Here is a 23,036-nt window from a genome sequence, read left to right as displayed (position 1 = left end):
GTTTATAGAACACATCACTATATGACGTCTCTTAATTTATTTTCTATATCAACAATGAATACAACATTTTATTTTCATTGATATAAATATTTTTAGGGTCAAATCCGTCTACATTATTAATCAGTTGTTGTAAGTCTTGGTGGTTTTGTAGTTGAATGCCAATAATAACCGTTCCTGTATTTTGAGAACTTTTTTTCAAGTATTCAAATTTTGTAATATCATCTTTTGGTCCGAGTACATCATTTACAAACTGACGTAATGCACCAGGACGTTGTGGGAAATTGAGAATAAAATAGTGTTTCATTTCTTCATAAAGCAATGAGCGTTCTTCAATTTCTTTCATGCGGTTGATATCATTATTCCCACCACTGATAATACATACGACGTTTTTTCCTTTAATTTGTTCGCGGTATGGTTCTAAGGCACTGATACTCAATGCGCCGGCAGGTTCTGCGACGATGGCTTGCTTAGAGTACATATCTAGAATGGTTGAACAAACAGCACCTTCATCAATTTGAACATAATCATGTAAGAGATGGTTACAAACATTGAATGTGATATCTCCTACACGTGCGACGGAAGCGCCATCCACAAACTTATCGATATTTGGTAACGTGACAACTTGTTGTTGTTTCACAGCTTCATACATGCTGCTTGCACCTAATGGCTCTACACCGATGAGTTGGGTGGATGGACTGTTTTGTGCAAAGTATGTTGCGACACCAGACATCAAACCGCCACCACCAATTGCGCCAAATGCATAATCGAATGTTATATTTTCTTCATTGGCTGATTGTAGGATTTCTTTGGCAAGTGTTCCTTGACCAGCAATCGTATGGATGTTGTTGAATGGATCAATGAATGTCATAGCATGCTCATCAGTATAGGCAAGTGCTTCTTTGAGACAATCATCAAATGTATCGCCCACAAGTTGGATTTCGACGTTATCTCCGCCAAAAAATTGTACTTGGCTTACTTTTTGATTTGGAGTAGTAACCGGCATGAAAATAACGGCATGTAAGTTGAGTTGACGTGCTGTAAAAGCGACACCTTGTGCGTGATTACCTGCACTGGCGCAAGTGATGCCTTTCTCTTGTTGTTCATGTGGTAATACAGAGATAGCGTTGTAAGCACCTCTCAATTTGAATGAACGTACCCACTGCAAATCTTCTCGTTTCAAATAGACATTGCAGTCATATTTCATGGATAGGTAATGATCCTTTTCCAAAGGTGTTTGTTTTACCGTTTGTTGTATGCGTAAAAATGCATCATCCACATCTTTTGCAGTGACAGTTTGTGTTTGGACAGTCATCTTATTCACTCCTTAATGTTGTTGTTCATATTCTGTGATTTGTGATTCATATTGTAATGTCATCGCTATATCATCCAGTCCATTAACTAATTTGTATTTCCACGTATCGTCAATATCGAAGCTGAATGTTTGATGTGACGTTTTTATTTGTTGTTTAGGCAAGTCAATTGTTAGTGTTGATTCTTGGGCTAATGTTTCACGCGTGGCTTTATCTAATGCAATAGGAAGTAAAGCATTTTTCGTACAATTCATGTAGAAGATATCGCTAAAGCTACCTGCAATAATGACTTGGAATCCGTAGTCTTTCAATGCCCAAGCTGCATGTTCACGACTTGAACCACACCCGAAGTTTTCACCAGTGATCAAAATACGAGCCCCTTTGGCTTCGGGTTTATTTAAAGCAAAGTCTGGATTATCTGACCCATCCTCTAAGTAGCGCCATTCGTCAAACAAAAATGGACCGAACCCCGTTTTTGAGATGCGTTTGAGATGTACTTTTGGAATAATTTGGTCTGTATCAATATTGTTATGAAATAATGAAACGACCTTTCCTGTGTATTCCGTAATCGGTTTGATTTCCATTAAGCATGACCTACCTTTCTAACATCAACAAAGTGTCCGTGTATAGCAGCTGCTGCAGCCATAGCAGGGGAGACGAGATGTGTTCTAGCCCCTTTACCTTGTCGTCCTTCAAAGTTACGGTTACTTGTTGAAGCACAATGGACACCCGCTGGAACTTGGTCAGGATTCATACCGAGACACATACTACAACCGGGTTCTCGCCATTCAAAACCAGCTTCTTTGAAAATGACATCTAATCCTAATGCTTCAGCTTGCTTTTTAACTTGTCGTGATCCAGGCACAACGATTGCGGTAATATTATCGTGTACTTGTTGTCCTTTAACAAATTTACTCGCTTCAATGAGATCTGATAATCGTGCATTCGTACATGAACCGAGAAATACGTAGCCAAGTGGAATGTCAGAGGCTTTTTGTCCAGGCTGTAATCCCATGTAGTCATAAGCTCTCGCATCATTTGTGTTTTCAATTTTAGGGAAGGATGTCGAGAAGTTGACGCCCATTTCGGGACTAGTCCCCCATGTCACTTGTGGTTCAAGGTCTGTGACGTCCAGTGTAATCACTTTATCAAAATGAGCATCATGATCACTGTATAAAGATGCCCATTTTGTTTTCAATGCATCGAGATCATTGACATAAGGTTTGCCTTCTAAATAGTCAAAAGTTGTGTTGTCAGGACGCATCAAACCATATTTTGCACCAGCTTCTATTGCCATATTACAGATTGTCATACGGCTTTCCATCGACAAGTCTTCAATCGTTTCACCTGCAAATTCAAGCGCATAACCTGTTCCGAAATTGACACCATGTTGGTTGATTAAATACAAAATGATATCTTTTGCATAAACACCGTGTGGTAATGTACCTGTAATTTCAATTTTTAAATTTTTAGGCTTTGTTTGCCAGAGTGTTTGTGTTGCAAAGACGTGTTCTACTTCGCTTGTACCAATGCCGAAAGCGATGGCGCCAAATGCCCCATGTGTAGCAGTATGTGAATCGCCGCATACGATCGTTTTACCAGGCTGTGTCAATCCGTTCTCTGGGCCGACCATATGAACAATCCCTTGTTCATCTGATCCCATATCAAAAAGTTTAACGTTGAATGCTTCACAATTTTTTTGTAATGCTTGAATTTGTTTGTTGGCAATATCATCTTTAATGTTGAAAATATCAATCGTTGGAACGTTATGATCGATCGTACCGAATGTTAAATCCGGTCTTCTTAACGTCCTGTTTTGTAGTCTTAATCCTTCAAATGCTTGTGGTGACGTGATTTCGTGAATCAAGTGCAAATCAATGTATAGCAATTGTGGTTCACCCGCTTGACCTGTAATCACGTGGTTGTCCCAAATTTTATCGAATAGTGTACGTCCCATTATGAAACCTCCTTGATGCGAGATTGTAGTATCTCAAAAATCTCGCTAGTCGTTGATTGTCCGCCTAAGTCGGGTGTTGTTATTTTTTGAGCAATCAGTTGATCGACGATATTTTCTATCCATGTAGCCATATCTTCACGTTGTGCAGACATTCGTAAACACATGGCAAGTGATAATAACATGCCAAATGGATTGGCTTTGTTTCGACCCGCAATATCAGGTGCAGAACCGTGAATGGGTTCATAGAGAGCGGGACCTGATGTACTAAAGCTTGCAGAAGGTGATAGCCCGAGTGAACCGGGTAACATGGATGCTTCATCGCTTAAAATATCACCGAATAAGTTTTCAGTGACAATGACGTCAAAGTCACTCGGTCTTTTCAATAAATGCATACTGCAAGCATCGACGAGTAAATGCTCTACTGTCACATCAGGATACTGGGTAGCGATGCGATTGACTGTTTGACGCCACAATTTACTGGAAGACAATACATTTTCTTTATCAACGGATGTCAATTTTTTGTGACGTTGCTGTGCGAGTTTGAATGCTTCATGAACGATACGTTCAATTTCATGTGTCGTATAAGTTAATGTATCTACTGCAACATCGGTATCCCAATGACTTGGCGTTCCAAAGTAAATCCCACTTGTTAATTCACGGACAATGATCAAGTTGGTTGAAGCAACAATCTCTGCTTTTAATGGTGACAGGTTGACGGTATGATCACTCACACGCGTAGGGCGTAGATTTGCGAACAATCCAAGAGACTTACGCAATTGTAATAAACCATGTTCCGGTCGATTATTTGGATCTTGCCATTGTGGGCCACCGATTGCTGCGAGTAAGACGGCATCGGCATGCTGACATGCTGCCAATGTTTCATCTGGCAGGGGTGTACCTGTTTGTTCTATTGCGCATCCACCCATAAGGTGTTCTGTTACGTGATATTCAAAATGATACTTTTTCGAAAGAGAGGCGAGCACATCAAGCGTTCCAGACATAATTTCTGGCCCAATACCATCACCTGGTAAGCTCACAATTTGGAATGTCATGCTGTTTCACCTTCTTTTGATGATGTGGGTGGTGATGCTAGTTGTGATGCGGCTTCAACATAAGCTTTACATGATGCGTATATAATATCGTGATCAAAGCCAACACCACTTACTTCTTTTTCACCTAATTGTAGGCGTACATGCACCTCAGCTTGTGCATCACGCCCTTCTGTCAATGCGTCAATTCGATAATCAATTAATTTAGGCTTCACTTGTAAAATTCGATCCACCGCATTATATATCGCAATGATAGACCCAGTGCCAATGCTACTATCTTGGTATGTGTTGTTTGCATGATCTTTCAATACAACGACGGCACTTTGAAGGCCTTTGGATACAAATTGTAACTGTAATGAATCGAGTTGATATGCTGATTGTTTTTCATGTGCTGAACCTTGAATCAACGCATGAATATCACGATCAGTCACATGTTTTTTCTTATCTGCAATTCCTTTAAACGCTTTGAAGAGTGACTTTTGTGTTTCAGCATCAATGTCATATCCGAGTTGTTTCAACTTATCTTGGAAGGCATGGCGCCCCGATAGTTTGCCGAGTGGTAATTCAGTGCTCTTTACACCGACGAGTTGCGGTGTCATAATCTCGTATGTTTCAGGGTTTTTCAAGAATCCGTCTTGATGAATGCCTGATTCGTGGCTAAATGCATTTCTACCAACGATCGCTTTATTACGTGGTACACGCAAACCAGCATAACGTGCAATTAACTCAGATGTTTGTTTTGTGGCATCCAGTTGAAGATTTGTCTGTATTTGATAATGATCTTGGCGAACATAAAGACCAAGTGCGACTTCTTCCAAAGCGGTGTTACCCGCACGTTCTCCGATACCATTGACTGTTCCTTCAATGCGTGTTGCGCCGTTTTCAATTGCAGCCATACTATTTGCGACGGCGAGACCGAGATCGTCATGACAATGGGCACTATATGTTATAGGTTGTTCTGCTTTTACTTCTTGGCTGAGTGTTTTAAAAATCTGACCATATTCTTGTGGATACGTATAACCAACTGTATCAGGAATGTTTATCACTGTTGCGCCTGCATCGACAGCGGTTTGAACACTTTGTATGAGAAATGGTAATGGTGTACGTGTTGCATCTTCAGGTGAGAATTGTACAATATCGAAGTGTGATTTTGCGTAGCGCACATGTTCATCGATTGAGGCTAAGACTTCAGCTTCTGTCATATTGAGCTTTGATGTTAAGTGAATAGGACTTGTTGCGATAAAGACGTGTATAGAAGGGGAAACCGCTTCTTTTGTTGCTTCATATACCGCATCTATGTCTGATTTCAAACAACGTGCGAGTCCTGTCACAGTCGTACGCTTTAAATGACGAGAAATTGCTTGTACAGATTGAAAGCTCCCTTCACTAGAAGCAGGGAATCCAGCTTCTATGACATCAACGCCCCAATGTTCTAATTGAGATGCTATGTGTAAACGTTCATCAAATGAAAAGCTGACTCCAGGTGTTTGTTCTCCATCTCTTAGTGTTGTATCAAAAATTTGAATATGGCTAGACATTGTAAACCACTCCTTTAAATATAAATAATATGAACAGGGCACATAAACGATGGGAACGACACTTCAAAAGTCATGTGTCACCTGTTCGTCTCTTGATTACTTAGAAATACTTTTTGATTTGATAAATGGCATCATTTCACGTAATGTTTGGCCTACTTCAGTGATAGCGTGGTCTTGTTGTGCGGCACGCATTTGTTTGAAGGATGCGAAACCATTGTTATTATCTTCAATGAAACGGTCACTGAATTTGCCATCTTGGATATCTTTTAAAACGGCTTTCATGTTTTCTTTCGTTTCTTCAGTGATGACACGTGGTCCTGAAACATAATCACCAAATTCTGCTGTGTTTGAGATTGAATAACGCATATTTTCCAGACCACCTTCGTACATGAGATCTACGATTAACTTCATTTCGTGGAGCACTTCAAAGTAGGCGATTTCTGGCTGATAGCCTGCTTCTGTTAAAACTTCAAAACCACTTTGGATAAGGCGTGTAACACCACCACATAAAACGGCTTGTTCACCGAATAGGTCTGTTTCAGTTTCTTCTTTATACGTTGTTTCAAGTACACCAGCACGTGTTGCGCCGATTCCTTTGGCGTAGCTTAATGCAAGATCACGCGCTTGACCTGTTGCATCTTGTTCTACTGCGAATAATGCTGGTACTGCTGAACCTTCAACAAATGTACGACGCACGAGATGTCCAGGTCCTTTCGGTGCGACTAAAAAGACATCAACATTACTAGGCGGTTGAATGACATTAAAATGAATGTTGAAACCATGAGCGAATGCTAAGGCATTACCAGCTTCTAAGTTTGGCGCAATTTCATTTTCGTAAACCTTTCCTTGAATTTCATCAGGTAACAAGACCATCACAACATCGGCTTGTTTGACTGCTTCAGCAACGGTAAATACATCGAAACCATCTTCTTTCGCCTGATCGAATGAGCGACCTGGGCGGATACCAACTACGACATCATAACCGTTATCTTTTAAGTTTTGCGCATGAGCATGACCTTGTGAACCATACCCAACGACTGCTACTTTTTTTCCTTGTAATACATCTTTCTCTACTGAATTGTCATAATATACTTTTGCCATAACAACATTCCTCCATTTATCAATAATAAAATTTTATTTGTGATTTAAACGATAGCTGCAGATCCAGTGCGTGATAACTGCTGAATATCGAACGCAGATAAGTTTTCAATGAACTGATCTAAAATGTCTTGTGGACCTACTGCTTGTAAGTACAATGTGTGATTGTCTTCTTTCAACTTGGTTACATAAGTTTCATAGTCTTTCAATAATTGTGTAAACTGATTGGATTGATTTGGTTTATTGATCTTGATTAGTAATAATTCAAGATTAAACGTGTTTGTTTCTGTAATATCTTCAACTGTCAATGTGTTGACTTGTTTTTTCAGTTGTTGAATGATTGTGCGTAATACCTGATCATCTGGTACTTCGGCGACGAAGGTGATTTCTGTTACACCGGCTTCTAATGTTGGACCAGCTGTAATGTTTACGATGTTGAATTGACGTCTAACAAAGGTGCTTGTGAGACGATTGAGCGTTCCCGCTTTATCGAATACGGTTAATTGGAATGTACGTCTCATTCTAATCCCTCCATTTCATGGTTTGCTTTGCCACTTGGTACCATTGGTAATACGGGTTCTGTCGGAGAGATTCGGACATCAATCAATGCAGGTCCCTTATAACTGAATGCTTCATCAAGTGTTTTTTCTAAGTTGTCAGCATTATCGATTAAAAAGCTTTTTACGCCGTATGCTTCAGACATTTTTACAAAGTTCGGTTGTTTGTTGAATACCGAATGAGAGAAGCGCTTGTCAAAGAACTTATCCTGCCACTGCTTTACCATTCCAAGCGTCCCGTTGTTAATGAGCACAATTTTGATATCTAGTTCGTATTCGTTAAGCAATGCCATTTCTTGATTCGTCATTTGGAAGCCACCATCACCGACAAATACGACTACTGTGTCATTTGGTTTTGCGAATTTTGCGCCGATTGCAGCCGGAATACCGAAGCCCATCGTACCGAGACCACCACTTGTGATGAGCTGACCATGCGTCTTAAAAGGGTAGAATTGAGCGACCCACATTTGATGTTGTCCAACATCTGTTGCGACGTAAGCATCGCCATTTGTCAACTTACCGATATATTCGATTGCCCGTTGAGGTTTGCTGAATGCGACATCATCAGTTTCTCGGTATGAGAATGGATGTTTTGTTTTGAAGTCTGTGACTTCATCTAACCAAGCTTGATGGTCATCCAAAGATAAGTCTTGTGAAAGTAACTGTTCGAGTACTTCTTTGACATCGGCAACGATTCCAATATCAGTACGGACAATTTTGTTGATTTCTGATGGATCGATATCAACATGCACGATTTTTGCATTCGGTGCAAAGGCATCAGGTTTGCTTGCAAGTCTGTCATCAAAGCGTGAGCCTAAATTGATTAACAAGTCACATTCTGTTAATGCCATGTTGCTCGCATAGGATCCGTGCATACCACCCATTCCTAAGAAAAGGGGACTGTCGTAAGGAATCGCACCGAGTCCATGTAACGACGTTGCCACAGGAATGTTGTGACGTGTTACAAACGTATGCAACAAGTCATTGGCTTGTGAAAAGTTCACACCAGCACCAGCGAGTACGAGTGGTTTTTGTGCTTGTTGTAATGCATCTCGCAGTTGCACAACATCTTCTGATAAAGGTGTTGTTGTCACTTGATAGCCAGGTGTGTGCACTGTTGAATCATAAGGAGTCGCAGTTGTCAGTGTTCCCATGTCTTTCGGAAAGTCGATGACAACAGGGCCTTTACGACCTGAGTTTGCGACATGAAAGGCTTCTTTGATAATGCGTGGAATGTCATTCACATCTCGGACTTGATAGTTGTGTTTCGTAATCGGCGTTGTCATTGATAAAATATCCGCTTCTTGGAATGCATCTTTTCCGATACCCGGAGAAGCTACCTGTCCTGTAAAGACAACGAGCGGTAGGGAATCACTATATGCATCAGCGATACCTGTAATCGCATTCGTTGCACCAGGACCACTCGTTACGACGACAACACCCGGTTTTCCACTTACACGTGCATATCCTTCTGCTGCATGTGTCGCGCCTTGTTCATGTCGATAAAGTACGTGTCTCGGTCCATGTCCATCATAAAAAGTATCGTAAAGTGGTAAGACAGCACCTCCCGGATAACCAAAAATATATTCAACGTTCTCTTCAATTAATGCATCTACTAATAATTCAGATCCCGTTTTAAATGTCGGTGTTGTTGTATCTGCTGTTTGTTCATAATCTGTCGTATTTGTTGCATGTGACATATGAATGACCTCCATTTTGATAAAATTTATAATAAATCTTCAGGTACTTTCATTACTCCACCCGTATTTGCACTTGTAACAAGTGCAGTGTAACGGGCTAAGTAACCTGTTTTGACTTTTGCTTTAAATGGTTGTTGTAATGTTTTACGTTCTGTTAATGTCGATTCATCTACATGTAAATCTAATGTACGGCTTGTTAGGTCGATTGTGATTTCGTCGCCATCTTCAATGAGACCGATTGGGCCGCCTGAAGCGGCTTCAGGTGAGATATGTCCGACTGCAATACCACGTGTTGCCCCTGAAAATCGACCGTCTGTGATAAGTGCGACATCTTTTCCTAAGCCACGTCCGACAATTGAAGAAGTAGGGGCAAGCATCTCTGGCATTCCGGGACCGCCTTTAGGACCTTCGTAACGAATGACGACGACATGACCTGCTTTAACGGTATGATTATCGATCGCAGCAACCGCTTCATCGTGGCTATCAAAACAGATGGCTTTTCCTGTGAATGTTTTGATACTTGGGTCAACGCCACCTACTTTGATAACGGCGCCATCTGGTGCGATATTGCCGTAAAGAATAGAAAGGCCGCCTTCTTTATCGTAAGGATTATTGAGCTTACGAATAACGACATCATTGGTGATTTCTTTTCCTTCGTTATTTTCACGTAGCGTTTTACCTGTCACAGTGATACGGTCTGGATGTAAAACACCTTCTTTTTTCATCAGTTCATTGATGATGGCTGGGACGCCACCGGCTTCATGGACATCTTGCATGGAGTATGAAGAGCTCGGTGCAATTTTTGATAGATATGGTGTTTTCTTGGCGACTTCATTAATACGAGATAAGTCGTAATCAATGCCAGCTTCTTGTGCGATGGCTAATGTATGTAAGACCGTGTTAGTTGAACCGCCCATCGCCATGTCCAATGCGAAGGCATCATCAATGGCTTCTTTTGTGACAATGTCACGTGGTTTAATATCGTGTTTGACATTGTAGACGAGTTGTTTCGCTGCTTGACGAATCATTTCACGACGTTCGTCACTGACGGCTAACGCAGTCCCGTTATATGGTAGGGCAAGTCCGAGTACTTCCATTAAGCAGTTCATTGAGTTAGCGGTGAACATCCCTGAACATGAACCACAAGTTGGGCATGCATTTTGTTCCATTTCTAAAAATTCTTCTTTTGACATTGTTCCTTCTTTGAATGCACCGACAGCTTCAAACATAGATGAGAGTGTCAATGCTTTACCTTGTGAAGAGAGTCCAGCTTTCATTGGTCCTCCAGAACAGAAGATGGCTGGTACATTTGTTCTCATTGCTGCAAGCATCATACCTGGTGTGATCTTGTCACAGTTCGGAATATAGAATACTCCGTCAAACCAGTGTGCATTAATAACAGTTTCAGCAGCATCTGCGATAATTTCACGACTTGGCAATGAATAGCGCATTCCGATATGACCCATTGCGATGCCGTCATCAACGCCAATCGTGTTAAATTCAAATGGTATCCCACCGGCTTCTCGAATTGCTTCTTTGGCAATGTCTCCAAGCTCGCGTAAATGGACATGGCCAGGAACAATATCGATATATGAATTGCAAATGGCGATAAATGGTTTATTCATATCAGTGGGAGATTTAATTTGTCCAGTTGCATGTAATAAACTTCTTGCTGGTGCCTGATGGTCACCTTTTTTTATCATGTCACTTCTCATTTTTATTGCCTCCTTGGTTGTTTACAGAAAATAAAAAATACGCCCCAATATGAATTGGGACGTATTATGGAAAGTCCCATTCAACTAGAAATAGGACTTAAGCAGTTTAGTAAATGTTTCTTACTAAAGCTCCAGTCCTGGGCGTAATAATAAAATAATGATATTAAGTTGTTGGTTAGGGAATGAGTAGTTCTTCATCATTGTTATACGCTCCTTAAATGTTGAATGAGTTGTTTTTCAAATAAGCTATTGTTAATTAAATGAATTATCTGAAAAAAGGATAAACTTAATTTAACGCATCTATTCTAAGAAGTCAACAGTAAGTTTGAAATTTTCTGAAAAATAATAAATAGTAATTTGTAAACTGAGAGATACGACAAAGTAGTCAGCTTATGAGTGGGCATGATTGTAAGACATTCATCATTCTACTTAAGACGAAAATTTGATACAATAGATAGGAAAATTGAGTCAGGAGTGCACATTATGAAGAAGGTTCAAAATTTAGCAGAAATGGAAGGTTTCGCTCAGCAACTTGCACAACAGCTTGAAGCAGGTGACGTATTGTTGTTAGATGGTGATTTAGGTGCAGGTAAGACGACGTTCAGTCAGTTTTTAGGACGTGCACTAGGTGTGACACGTACGATTAATTCACCAACTTTTAATATTATTAAATCATATAAAGGGTCAGAACTTAACTTTCATCACATGGATTGCTATCGTCTAGAAGATTCTGAAGAAGACTTAGGTTTTGATGAATATTTTAATGATGAAGCGGTAACGGTCATTGAATGGAGCCAATTCATTGAAGAATACTTACCAGATACATTTTTGAAAATAACGATAACAGTTGATAGTGAGACAGAACGTACACTACACCTAGAAGCAATAGGTGCCCACTATGAAGCGGTAAAGGAGGCAGTTGAACATGTATAGCTTGTTGATTGACAGCTCAAATCAGCCGTTAGCGGTGGCATTGATGAAGGAAGACGAACTACTCGTGACATACACATCATCAGTGAAACAAAATCATTCGGTACAACTAATGCCACAAGTTGCTGCATTGTTAGAAACAGCTAACATTACGCCACAAGATTTAACAAATATCGTTGTGGCACAAGGGCCAGGCTCGTATACGGGACTACGCATCGGCGTAACAGTCGCCAAGACTTTAGCTTATACGCTAAATGCGAATCTATATGGTGTTTCATCACTCAAAGCACTTGCAGCAACGTTACAATACACAGATCGCTTAATTATCCCTATCATGAATGCACGTCGTGAACATGTTTATGCGGGAGCTTATCAATGGCAAGACGGACAATTACAATCGATTAATGCGGATCAATATATTGCACTTTCAGATTTAATTGATCGTGTAAAAGATGAACCTAATGTTTTGTTTGTAGGAGAAGATGTTCGTCAATTTGAAACACAATTACAGGCGTTTGATGTGCAGCCTATGTTACCGAAAGCTGAAGTGATGTGGCAACATAAAGGTGAACCGCAAAATGTTCATAGCTTTAGTCCACAATATTTGAAATTATCGGAGGCAGAACAGAATTGGTTGAATCAACAAAATTCAAAAACCAACTAAATATTCGCCGCATGGCACACGAAGATGTCCCAGCGGTGTTTGATTTGGAACGTATCAGCTTTCACAAAAGTTCATGGACGATAGATGCGTTCTATCATGAACTCGAACAGAATAACTTTGCACATTATTTTGTGATGACATATGAAGAACAGATTATTGGATATATCGGTTTATGGATAGTGGTTGATCAAGCTCAAATTACAACAGTTGCCGTCGCACCTGACTATCGTGGTTATGGTCTCGGCCAATTACTGATGAACTATGCGAAAAACTTTGCTTCAACCATTGCGACAGTGATGAGCTTAGAAGTACGTGTGAATAATCACGTCGCACAACATGTTTATGAAAAATTAGGCTTTCAATTTGGCGGAAAGCGGAAAAATTATTATGGTGATGGAGAGGACGCATGTGTAATGTGGGTGAATTTAAATGACTAAACAAACATTGATATTAGCAGTTGAAACGAGCTGTGATGAAACAAGTGTAAGTGTCATTGCAGATGGACATAACATTTTAAGCAATAGTGTATTGAGTCAAATAGAAAGTCACAAGCGTTTTGGTGGGGTGGTGCCTGAAGTTGCGAGTCGTCATCACGTTGAAAATATGACACTGATGATAGAAGATGCTTTACAAACGGCACAAGTCACGATGGACGATATTGATGCCGTCGCTGTGACACAAGGGCCCGGGTTGATTGGGGCGTTGTTAGTAGGTGTCAACGCAGCAAAAGCATTGGCATTTGCACACAATAAACCGTTAATTCCGGTACATCATATAGCAGGACATATTTATGCGAACCAATTAACAAACGAATTGAAATTCCCACTTATGGCGCTAATTGTATCAGGCGGACATACGGAACTTGTCTTAATGCGTGATCATTTGGATTTTGAAGTAATCGGAGAGACACGTGATGACGCTGTTGGCGAAGCATACGATAAAGTGGCACGCACAATCGGTTTACCCTATCCGGGTGGACCACATGTTGATAAACTTGCTGCACAAGGCTCAGATACGTATGATTTTCCACGTGTTTGGTTAGAACCAGATAGTTTTGACTTTAGCTTTAGTGGTTTGAAGAGTGCGGTTATCAATAAGTTGCATAACTTGAAGCAAAAGGGAGAGACGCCGATTCCAGAAAATGTAGCAACAAGTTTCCAAAGCAGCGTGGTAGAAGTTTTGGTTGGAAAAGCAATTCGTGCTTGTGAAATATACAATGTGAAGCAACTTATCGTCGCAGGAGGTGTAGCGAGTAATCGTGGTTTACGTGCAGAATTAGAGCGTGCAACACAATCAAAAGGTATCACGTTGTCTATTCCTGAACCCAAATTATGTACAGATAATGCGGCAATGATTGGTGCAGTGGCTTATCATTTATATCAACAAGGTGTCTTTGCCGATATGTCATTGAATGGAAAAAGCAATATGTTTTTATAAGTATCAATTTCAAACACTTTAACGCCAGTGATTTATAGGACGTTAAAGTGTTTTTTTACATAAATGAATAGAAATCAGGAATTGTCAAAATTTAAGAAAGTCAATAGGGAACGTACGTACTTATGCACAAGTTGTTAACAAATAGTGGATAACTTGCTAATAAGTCGTGGATAAACGAGATTTTAGTGGATAAAAAAGGGGGATATGCACATTTTACATTGTGGATAACTGGGATAACTTTGTGGATAGTTGAAATCATCGCATTTTTATTGTGAATAAAAAAAGTAAAGATGGCAGAAAATTCCTGCACATCTTTACTTAAATATCATCTAAATCACTGACTAATAATTGTAATTCTTCCCATTTTGTCATTGTTTCTTCCAGCTCTTGTTCGATGGTTGTTCGCTCTTCCGCAAGTGTTTGTATCTGTTCATAGTCATCGATAATTGCTGGGTCAGACATAGCTGTATCAATCTCTTCCATCCGTGACTCATAAGTTTCAATATCTGTCTCATAAGCTTCGATTTGACGTGTTAGCTTACGCTTTTCACGGCGTGCTGCTTTTAAGTCTTCATAAGTTGTTTCTTGTTCAGATAGTTGTTCGTTTGAAGGACGCACTGTTGTATTTTGAGCTTCCGCATGCGTTGCAAGTGCGTGTTGTTGTTCAAGCTTTTCTAAATAATATTGATAGTCACCGAGATAGATGCGGCCACCGTGTTCATCCAGATCAAAGACTTTGTTTGCCAATTCGTTAATAAAGTAACGGTCATGAGATACAAAGATTAAAGTACCTGCGAAGTCATTGAGTGCTTGTTCAAGCATCTCTTTAGAATCAATATCAAGGTGATTGGTAGGCTCGTCAAGGATAAGCACATTATTGCGTTCTAACATTAGTAGTGCAAGTTGAAGTCGTGCCTTTTCGCCACCTGATAAGTCATTGATAATTTTTTGAACATCATCTTGAGTGAAAAGAAAGCGACCGAGAACCGCACGAACATCTTTTTCGGGCATATGACGATATTGATCCCAAACATAATCTAAAATGGTTTTACTAGACTGAAACTCTGCTTGTTTTTGATCGTAGTAGCCAATTTTTAAGTTAGCACCTGGAATCACTTGACCTGCTAAGGCACTGAGACGTCCAGCAAGTGTTTTGATTAATGTAGATTTTCCAATCCCATTTGGACCGATAATCGCAATATGATCTCCTTTTGATACTTCCATATTGATTGGCTTTGTAATCGGGGTTTCGTATCCTACTTCTAAATCACGTATGTGCATCACATCGTTACCTGTATTGCGATCGAAGTCAAAACGAATATCCGCACTCCTTGCATCCAACATAGGTTTTTCTAAGCGTGTCATTTTTTCTAAAACTTTTCGTCGGCTTTTTGCCATACCACTTGTAGAAGCACGTGTAATATTTTTTTCGACGAAGGTTTCCAAGCGTTTGATTTCATCTTGTTGTCGCTCATATTCTGCGAGTCGCTTTTGATAGTATTGATCACGTTGGGTAATAAATTTACCATAGTTACCCACATAGTGCTTCACTTCACCTAAAGAGACATCATATATTTGTGTGACAATTTTATCTAGAAAGTAACGATCGTGTGAGATAATGACGATAGCACCTTTGAAAAACTTTAAATAGTCTTCCAACCATGCGGTCGTTTCCATATCGAGATGGTTTGTTGGCTCATCAAGTAACAATAAATCTGGTTCACGCAACAACATCTGTGCGAGTGAAAGGCGTGTTTTTTGTCCACCACTGAAGTCATTTACAGGGCGATGATAGTCGTTTTCCGTAAAATGCAGCCCGTTTAAAACAGTCTTTATTTTACGTTCATAATCATAGCCGCCTTGCTTTTCAAACTCGTTCGATATACTTTCGTAACGCTTCATATGTTCTTGATAAGCATCCGAATCATAGCGATCTGCGTGTCGAGCGAGCCAATCCGTTTCTTCTTGCATCTTGTCACCGAGTTGCTTAAGATGTTTAAATGGTTGTAACATCTCTTCAAACACAGTTTTTTGAGTGTTGAGTGTCATTTGCTGTGTCAGATAACCCATTTTTAAGTTTTTAATCTTTGAGATATGACCCTCTTCGTATGCTTCAACACCTGCAATGATCTTCATTAAAGTGGATTTTCCTGCTCCGTTACGACCAACAATGCCAATGCGTTCACCGGTTTTCACTTCAAAGTTGACACCATCAAAAATTGTTTCGCCATCAAAGGACTTTGAAATCTGACTGAGTTGCATTAATATCATGTGGGATGCTCCTTTCATTAACATATATTGTACAACAAAAATATACCCATCAAAATGTAAATGTTTCTTTCTGAGTGAAAGTCAGTTATAATTATAGTGTTGTGCTGTGAAATGTATCACATATGTTTTAGAAATATTTTTGGAGGATTGTGAAATGGCTAAAGAAACGGTGAAAATTCCAAGAGCGACCTTAAAACGCCTACCTTTGTATTATCGGTTTGTAAACACGTTAAAGGCGAAAGGTGAAAATCGCGTCAATTCTAAAGCAATTAGCGAAGGATTAAATATCGATTCTGCAACGATTCGACGTGACTTCTCTTATTTTGGCGAGCTTGGCAAAAAAGGATACGGCTATAACATTGACAACCTTCTAGACTTTTTCAAATCAGAATTAAGTGACTCTGAAGAGATTCACATCGGCATTGTAGGTGTCGGGAATCTCGGACACGCATTGATTACTTACAACTTCTCCATCCACGATGATATGACAATTACAGAAGCATTTGATATACGTCCAGAAGTGATTGGTGAAACAATCGGTAATGTCCTTGTTAAACCAATGTCAGATATGACAGAAATTATTAAGAAGGAAAAACTTGAAGTGGTGATTATTGCAACACCGGAATCTGCAGCACAAGCGGTTACAGATCAACTTGTTGAAGCAGGCATTAAAGGTATTCTTAACTTCACGCCAAAGCGAGTACAAGTGCCGCAATCGGTACAAGTTCATCAAATTGATCTTGGTGTAGAACTTCAATCATTACTCTTTTTTATGAAAAATTACAATTCAACATTACAAGCATAATACATTCGACATAGATTATTGAATATGTAAGAAAATAAGTCATCAAAATTCAACGTTTGAATTTTGATGTTTTTTTATGTTGATTTCTCAAAATAGTGTAGAAACTGGTTTTGAAGCTGAGATGTTTTACAGAAAAATAATCTTTAAAAATGTTGCGGATTATTCACCCCTATACAAGAAAGGGACAGATTTATGAAATTTTATACTAACCCTTGCATTATGAAATAACATTCTATATAATTCAGATAATGTTAATCGGATATAGGAGGTTGGTAAAATGATTTGGACTATTTTCAGTGGTTTAATCGTTGGAGCATTGCTAGGATTTGTGATGCAACGTACAAGATTCTGTTTGACAGGTGGATTCCGCGATATGTACGTTCAAAAGAATAACAAGATGTTCTATGCATTACTTGTTGCAATTACAATTCAAGCAATTGGCATTTTCGGACTACAAGCAGCTGGTTTCATTACGATCGATAACGGAACATTTCCTATTGTTGGTACAATTATTGGTTCGTTCATCTTCGGTGTCGGCATTATCTTAGCAGGCGGCTGTGCAACCGGAACGTATTATCGTGCAGGTGAAGGGCTTATCGGAAGTTGGATCGCACTCGGATTTTATGCACTTTTTGCAGCTATTTCAAAATTTGGTATTTTAGCACCGATCAACAAACGTTTACAAAGTTATACAGTTGCAAATGCAGATATGTCTGTCTCAACAGGTGTGCCATATTGGGTATGGCTCGTACTTTTAGTGGGTATTACAACATTTTTCGTTGTAAAAACGTTACGTAAACCAAAACCAACCATTGCAGTTCCGAGATTAAAGCAACGTTACACAGGGATTAGACACATATTGTTCGAACGTCGTTATCATCCTTTCGTTGCAGCGATTGCAGTCGGCTTGATTGCAATGATTGCATGGCCAATGAGCATTTCGACTGGACGTGAAGGTGGATTAGGGATTACGACACCATCTGCACATATCGTTCAATTTTTAACAACAGGTAATGTTACTGTATTGGATTGGGGTGTTTTCCTCGTACTCGGTATTTTAGTGGGTTCATATATTGCAGCGAAAGGTTCGCACGAATTTAAATGGCGCTTGCCAGACATTAAAACCATTCGTAATAGTGCATTAGGTGGTACATTTATGGGCTTTGGTGCAGCCGTAGCAGGTGGCTGTTCAATTGGTAACGGTCTTGTTGCAACAGCCGCATTATCTTGGCAAGGATGGATTGCATTAGCATCAATGATTCTAGGTACGTGGTTTATGAGTTACTTCTTGTTTGTCAAACCATTACGTGCAGCACGCCGACAAACACAAAGTGTAAAAGCGCAATCAGTGAATGCATAATATAGAAATAAAGGAGATAATATCATGGTATATGAACTTGGTACAGTTGGAATGGTATGCCCGTTCCCTTTAATAGAAGCACAGAAAAAGATGGAAGAACTTGCAATTGGTGATGAGTTGAAGATTGATTTTGACTGCACGCAAGCAACAGAGTCAATCCCAAACTGGGCAGCAGAGCAAAACTATCCCATTACGAATTATGAGCAACTCGGTGATGCGTCATGGACAATCACTGTTCAAAAAGCATAATGTTATAGAAAAGTGAGAGACTGATTCATGTGTCAGTCTCTTTTTTATACGCACTATCGTGAAGTCCTTCCTAATTGTGAAGACTTGTCACAACTATAAAATGTTGATTCAATATTGCTACAAGTTTAAGCGAATATTTCGAGTGGTTTGTGTTAGAATAACAATTGACATAGTGAGGTGAAAGAGATGAACATACGGGACATTGCTGAGCTTGCGGGCGTTTCTAAAAGTACAGTATCGCGCTATTTGAATAAAGGCTCGATTAGTCCAAAGACACAGCGTAAAATTCAACAAGTAATTGATGCTCATGAATATGCACCGAATCAATTTGCACAAAGTTTAAGAGCGCAAAAGACGAAGATGATTGGTGTGATTATTCCACGTATGTATTCCTATGCAGTGGCAAGTACAGTGCAAGGTATTAAAAAGACGTGTGAAGCACAAGGGTATCAAATATTATTTTCACTAACCGAGCGTAATGCGCAACAAGAATTAGACGCGTTACGATCATTTCATCGCAGTAAAGTGGATGGCGTCCTTTTTATGGCGACTTCAATTACAGAAGCACATATGGGAGTCATTCAAACAATGCCAATGCCAGTCATTTTGATTGGACAAAATCATTCTGAACTAAGTGCCATTTACCACAATGATTTGCAAGCCGGTAAGTTGATGGCTGAGCGTATAATTGCAGAAGGATTTGAACGCATCTGTTATGCAGGGGTTCCAGACGAAGACCAAGCTGTTGGGCGTTCACGTTATCAAGGACTATACGAGACGTTAAATACAAGAGGTATTGAAGTTGAGATGTATCAAGCAGCATTTGATTATGATACAGCCTTAGAAAAGCTGCAATCCCAACTAACTGTAAAAGAACATACTGCATATATTGGTGCCACTGATACGATTGCAATGGCTCTATACCATTTGATTATGCATGATTCATCAATCACACCGTTTATCGGGGGATTTGGCGGAGACCCTGTGACAGATATTGTTCATCCAAAGATACATACGATTTATTATCAATATGAACGTGCCGGTCAGATGGCTGTCACTGCAATGTTTGAACAACTAAAAGATTCAGCGCGCCTCACAACACACGTATTAGATGTGTTACCGTCTCAAGACGATATTTTATTGCATAAAAATGGGACCGTTACCAAGTAAAAGGAGTATTTAATATGAAAGAATGGACACGTGAAGCACGTTATCGCAAAGTAGAAGATGCTACGGTAGAAGAGTTAGAGATGTTAAAAGAAACAGTTCAAAATTCTCAATACCGACAAACATATCATATTCAACCATCAACAGGATTGCTCAATGATCCGAATGGACTTATTTATTTTAACGGTGAATACCACATTTCACATCAATGGTTTCCACTCGGCGCAGTGCATGGTTTGAAATATTGGGATCAATATAAAAGTACAGACCTTGTACATTATTCACACGATACAACGATATTAAAACCTGATACACAACATGATAGTCACGGTGTATATAGCGGGAGTGCCTTTGAATTTGAAGGATCACTCTATTATATGTATACAGGGAATCACCGCACGGATACATGGGAGCGTAAGAGTGCGCAAGTTGTCGCAAAAGTGAATGAAGCAGGTCAAGTTGAAAAGTTGTTACCACCCGCCATTCCAGAGCCGCCCGTAGGCTACACACAACACTTCAGAGATCCAAAAGTATTTATGCGGGATGGAAAGTTATATGCACTCATTGGCGCACAGCGCATTAATGAAACAGGGTGTGCAGTGTTATATGAAGCGGATCGACCAGAAGGACCGTGGTCGTTTAAAGGTGAGATTAAGACATCTTTAACGGACTTCGGCTATATGTGGGAATGTCCGGACTATTTCCAACTGAATGGCAAAGATATATTAGTATTTTCGCCACAAGGGATTGAAGCGGATGGTGATCGTTATAACAATATTTATCAAAGTGGTTATATTATGGGAGAGCTAAACTTTGAAACCCTTGAAATGACACACGGTGAATTTAAAGAACTAGATAATGGCTTTGATTTTTATGCGCCACAAACATTCACGGATGAAGCGAATCGTCGTGTGATGATAGGATGGATGGGTCTACCAGATACAGATTATCCAACAGATAGTGAAGGATGGGCGCATTGTCTCACTGTACCAAGAACATTGATGATTGAAGACGGCAAGTTGAAACAAAAACCACACATGCACTTGCGTAAACTGCGGGGACATAGAGAGACTGCACTTGGATATGCAAATAAATTTTTGAAACAAATGCATCCATATGAAGGTGAGCGTTACGAACTGATTGTGGAAATCTTGGACAACGATGCATCTGCGATGGAGTTTCATTTGCGTTCAAATAAAAATGAGTCGATTGTGATTCGTTATGAAACAAATTCGCAAACAATTATCTTGGATCGTACAGAAAGTGGTCAACTGCCAACACCAGTTGAAAGCATGACACGTTGCGCTCAATTAGATACACCATTAAGACAACTACGCATTTTTGTTGATACATCAAGTATTGAAGTTTTTTGTAATGAAGGAGAACGTGTGTTGACATCACGTATTTTCCCAAAATCTAAAGCGAATAAGATTAAAGTCGCAACTGATTCGGGACAAGTCTATTTGAAAATGACGAAGTATGACATCGAGGAGGGACAACAAGATGAGTAAAGCATTTTATGCCATAGGTGAAGCACTGATTGATTTTATTCCAACAGAACGTGATCAATTATTAAAAAATGTGGATGGATTTATGCCACAAGTCGGTGGTGCACCGTGTAACGTTGCCGCTGCTGTTCAGAAGTTAGCAGGAAATAGTCAATTGATTACGCAACTTGGGCAGGATGCATTTGGTGATCGAATTGTTGATGCATTAGAAGAATTGCACGTAGGCACGCAGTGGATTACTCGTACGTCAGAAGCGAATACAGCACTGGCATTTGTAAGTTTAACGACAAGTGGGGAACGAGACTTTTCATTTTATCGTAAACCGAGTGCAGACATGTTGTATGCGGCTGATAATATTACTGATATTCCATTGAAACAAGAAGATATGGTTCATTTTTGTTCAGTTGCATTAGTGGAAAGTCCGATGAAGCAAGCACATGAAGCATTGTTAGAAAAAGCACATAAAGTAGGGGCAACGGTTGTTTTTGATCCAAATGTTCGTTTGCCATTATGGGATGATCACCAAGCGTACCAAGAAACAATCCAATCGTTCATTCCACATGCGAATATTATCAAAATTTCAGATGAAGAGTTGACATTTATTACAAAAATTGAAGATGAAACACGTGCGCTACAATCATTATTCAAAGGACGTGTTGAAGCGGTCATTTATACACAAGGTGGTGAAGGTGCGTCACTTATTTTTAAAGATGGTACGACGTTCACTTCTCGACCAAAACCAATTGAAGTTGTGGATACAACAGGTGCGGGAGATGCCTTTATCGGTGCCGTAATTGCAGAGTTGATGCAGTCAACGGATCAACCGATTGAAACACTACGCACACAAGGGGCGCAAATTTTAACATTTGCAAACGATGTTGCAGGGCATGTCGTACAGAAGTATGGCGCATTATCAAGTCTTCCAACACGTCAAAACCTATAAGCACATAAAAGAAACACCTGAAGCTATTACTGAGCTTTAGGTGTTTTTTGAGTTATATTTTTTTAATATTGCGCACAGAGACATAACAATGTTCACCATTTTTGAAGTGAACAGTTCTCTCTTTAGGCTCGACATTGGCGATGTTATGTCGGTTAAGGACGAAGCTGTTATGACAGCGGAAGAATCGTGAGTCGACTTGTGATAGTTCTTTTAATTTACCATAAAATTCAACTTGGCGATTGTCTAAATGTGCGATGACACGATGTGACTTTGGAGAGGATTCAAAAAACATCACCTCATCATAGTTGACGTATTCCGAACCACTCCCACGTTTTAATTCTAATGTTTCTACTGTCTCTTCTTTAGTTAGCAAATTCAAGCGATTAAGTGCTGTTTCCAAACAATCGATGACTCGTTTTTGAAGTTGATCAGGGTCATCTTTGAATATAAAGTCCATTGCAGCAACTTTGTATACAAATGTTAAATAGGTGAGTTCGCTGTGACTCGTGACATAAACGATATTGCCAATTGGATCATGTTGTCGAATCTCACTGCCGACTTTTATACCGTTAATATCTGATTCTAATTGAATATCCAAAAAGTAACAGCCAACATCTGATGACGTTTTGGAGGCTTCTATCAGTTCGTAGGGATTGTCCGTTGACAGTGCAATTTCCATGGGTTTTTCTTCAATCATAATGTATGTGTTGATGATATTTTCCATGCGTGCACGCTGTTTTGGATCATCTTCGCAAATGAATATTTTCATATAGAACGC

The 23,036-nt window shown here is 39.7% G+C and carries 21 protein-coding genes; 10 read left to right on the top strand and 11 right to left on the bottom strand.

Annotated features, from left to right (window positions below):
• Positions 1 to 43 precede the first annotated feature (43 nt).
• The 9 genes from ilvA to ilvD all read right to left on the bottom strand — a co-directional run bounded on the left by ilvA (position 44) and on the right by ilvD (position 10,924).
• Positions 44 to 1,312 (bottom strand): threonine ammonia-lyase IlvA, encoded by a 1,269-nt coding sequence (gene ilvA, locus C7J88_RS04585; RefSeq protein ID WP_095117474.1) that lies wholly within the window; start codon positions 1,310 to 1,312, stop codon positions 44 to 46.
• Positions 1,313 to 1,324: 12 nt separating this feature from the next.
• Positions 1,325 to 1,894 (bottom strand): 3-isopropylmalate dehydratase small subunit, encoded by a 570-nt coding sequence (gene leuD / locus C7J88_RS04580; RefSeq protein ID WP_095117473.1) that lies wholly within the window; start codon positions 1,892 to 1,894, stop codon positions 1,325 to 1,327.
• Positions 1,894 to 3,267: a 3-isopropylmalate dehydratase large subunit gene (gene leuC / locus C7J88_RS04575; protein WP_095117472.1), complete on the bottom strand. Its 1,374-nt coding sequence runs from the start codon at positions 3,265 to 3,267 to the stop codon at positions 1,894 to 1,896. Before leuC ends, leuD begins: the two co-directional genes overlap by 1 nt.
• Entirely contained in the window at positions 3,267 to 4,319 is a 1,053-nt protein-coding gene (leuB, locus tag C7J88_RS04570) for a 3-isopropylmalate dehydrogenase (protein ID WP_095117471.1), read from the bottom strand. The genes leuC and leuB overlap by 1 nt, the downstream gene beginning before the upstream one ends.
• Complete coding sequence (locus C7J88_RS04565; RefSeq protein ID WP_095117470.1) at positions 4,316 to 5,854, bottom strand: 2-isopropylmalate synthase; 1,539 nt, start codon at positions 5,852 to 5,854, stop codon at positions 4,316 to 4,318. The genes leuB and C7J88_RS04565 overlap by 4 nt, the downstream gene beginning before the upstream one ends.
• A 96-nt stretch (positions 5,855 to 5,950) precedes the next feature.
• Positions 5,951 to 6,955: a ketol-acid reductoisomerase gene (gene ilvC / locus C7J88_RS04560; protein ID WP_095117469.1), complete on the bottom strand. Its 1,005-nt coding sequence runs from the start codon at positions 6,953 to 6,955 to the stop codon at positions 5,951 to 5,953.
• A gap of 44 nt (positions 6,956 to 6,999) precedes the next feature.
• On the bottom strand, positions 7,000 to 7,473 hold the full coding sequence (gene ilvN, locus C7J88_RS04555) for an acetolactate synthase small subunit (protein ID WP_095117468.1): 474 nt from the start codon (positions 7,471 to 7,473) through the stop codon (positions 7,000 to 7,002).
• Positions 7,470 to 9,209: a biosynthetic-type acetolactate synthase large subunit gene (gene ilvB / locus C7J88_RS04550; protein WP_095117467.1), complete on the bottom strand. Its 1,740-nt coding sequence runs from the start codon at positions 9,207 to 9,209 to the stop codon at positions 7,470 to 7,472. Before ilvB ends, ilvN begins: the two co-directional genes overlap by 4 nt.
• Positions 9,210 to 9,235: 26 nt before the next feature.
• On the bottom strand, positions 9,236 to 10,924 hold the full coding sequence (gene ilvD / locus C7J88_RS04545) for a dihydroxy-acid dehydratase (protein WP_095117466.1): 1,689 nt from the start codon (positions 10,922 to 10,924) through the stop codon (positions 9,236 to 9,238).
• 483 nt (positions 10,925 to 11,407) lie between these two features.
• Here ilvD and tsaE point away from each other — a divergent pair, with 483 nt between their 5' ends.
• From tsaE to tsaD, 4 genes are read left to right on the top strand one after another with little or no spacing between them, the layout of a single operon-like run.
• Positions 11,408 to 11,857 carry a tRNA (adenosine(37)-N6)-threonylcarbamoyltransferase complex ATPase subunit type 1 TsaE gene (tsaE, locus tag C7J88_RS04540; protein WP_095117465.1) on the top strand — a complete coding sequence of 150 codons (450 nt, stop codon included), beginning with the start codon at positions 11,408 to 11,410 and terminating at the stop codon, positions 11,855 to 11,857.
• Positions 11,850 to 12,518, top strand: coding sequence for a tRNA (adenosine(37)-N6)-threonylcarbamoyltransferase complex dimerization subunit type 1 TsaB (gene tsaB, locus C7J88_RS04535; protein WP_095117464.1), 669 nt, complete (start codon positions 11,850 to 11,852; stop codon positions 12,516 to 12,518). The genes tsaE and tsaB overlap by 8 nt, the downstream gene beginning before the upstream one ends.
• Before the next feature lie 11 nt (positions 12,519 to 12,529).
• Positions 12,530 to 12,955: a ribosomal protein S18-alanine N-acetyltransferase gene (gene rimI, locus C7J88_RS04530; RefSeq protein WP_095118144.1), complete on the top strand. Its 426-nt coding sequence runs from the start codon at positions 12,530 to 12,532 to the stop codon at positions 12,953 to 12,955.
• A complete protein-coding gene (tsaD, locus tag C7J88_RS04525; protein WP_095117463.1) occupies positions 12,948 to 13,955 on the top strand; it encodes a tRNA (adenosine(37)-N6)-threonylcarbamoyltransferase complex transferase subunit TsaD in 1,008 nt (335 codons plus the stop codon). The genes rimI and tsaD overlap by 8 nt, the downstream gene beginning before the upstream one ends.
• A 318-nt stretch (positions 13,956 to 14,273) precedes the next feature.
• On the opposite strand, the gene abc-f is transcribed toward tsaD, so the two are convergent.
• A complete protein-coding gene (gene abc-f, locus C7J88_RS04520; RefSeq protein ID WP_095117462.1) occupies positions 14,274 to 16,226 on the bottom strand; it encodes a ribosomal protection-like ABC-F family protein in 1,953 nt (650 codons plus the stop codon).
• 154 nt (positions 16,227 to 16,380) lie between these two features.
• Here abc-f and C7J88_RS04515 point away from each other — a divergent pair, with 154 nt between their 5' ends.
• The 6 genes from C7J88_RS04515 to C7J88_RS04490 all read left to right on the top strand — a co-directional run bounded on the left by C7J88_RS04515 (position 16,381) and on the right by C7J88_RS04490 (position 22,258).
• Positions 16,381 to 17,031: a redox-sensing transcriptional repressor Rex gene (locus C7J88_RS04515; RefSeq protein ID WP_095117461.1), complete on the top strand. Its 651-nt coding sequence runs from the start codon at positions 16,381 to 16,383 to the stop codon at positions 17,029 to 17,031.
• A 277-nt stretch (positions 17,032 to 17,308) separates the two neighbouring features.
• Positions 17,309 to 18,391: a YeeE/YedE family protein gene (locus C7J88_RS04510; protein WP_095117460.1), complete on the top strand. Its 1,083-nt coding sequence runs from the start codon at positions 17,309 to 17,311 to the stop codon at positions 18,389 to 18,391.
• A 24-nt stretch (positions 18,392 to 18,415) separates the two neighbouring features.
• Positions 18,416 to 18,640: a sulfurtransferase TusA family protein gene (locus tag C7J88_RS04505; protein ID WP_095117459.1), complete on the top strand. Its 225-nt coding sequence runs from the start codon at positions 18,416 to 18,418 to the stop codon at positions 18,638 to 18,640.
• 186 nt (positions 18,641 to 18,826) lie between these two features.
• Positions 18,827 to 19,810: a LacI family DNA-binding transcriptional regulator gene (locus C7J88_RS04500; protein WP_095117458.1), complete on the top strand. Its 984-nt coding sequence runs from the start codon at positions 18,827 to 18,829 to the stop codon at positions 19,808 to 19,810.
• Positions 19,811 to 19,824: 14 nt separating this feature from the next.
• Positions 19,825 to 21,318, top strand: coding sequence for a sucrose-6-phosphate hydrolase (locus C7J88_RS04495; RefSeq protein ID WP_095117457.1), 1,494 nt, complete (start codon positions 19,825 to 19,827; stop codon positions 21,316 to 21,318).
• Positions 21,311 to 22,258 carry a carbohydrate kinase family protein gene (locus C7J88_RS04490; protein ID WP_095117456.1) on the top strand — a complete coding sequence of 316 codons (948 nt, stop codon included), beginning with the start codon at positions 21,311 to 21,313 and terminating at the stop codon, positions 22,256 to 22,258. The genes C7J88_RS04495 and C7J88_RS04490 overlap by 8 nt, the downstream gene beginning before the upstream one ends.
• A gap of 52 nt (positions 22,259 to 22,310) precedes the next feature.
• Here the strand turns inward: C7J88_RS04490 and agrA are convergent, their stop codons facing one another.
• Positions 22,311 to 23,027: a quorum-sensing response regulator AgrA gene (agrA, locus tag C7J88_RS04485; protein ID WP_095117455.1), complete on the bottom strand. Its 717-nt coding sequence runs from the start codon at positions 23,025 to 23,027 to the stop codon at positions 22,311 to 22,313.
• Between the last annotated feature and the right edge of the window lie 9 nt (positions 23,028 to 23,036).

It is taken from the genome of Staphylococcus muscae (genome assembly GCF_003019275.1).
Taxonomy (GTDB): Bacteria; Bacillota; Bacilli; order Staphylococcales; family Staphylococcaceae; genus Staphylococcus; species Staphylococcus muscae.
The sequence above is the reverse complement of the archived record's forward strand: the minus strand, read 5'-3'. Positions and strand labels throughout refer to the sequence as shown.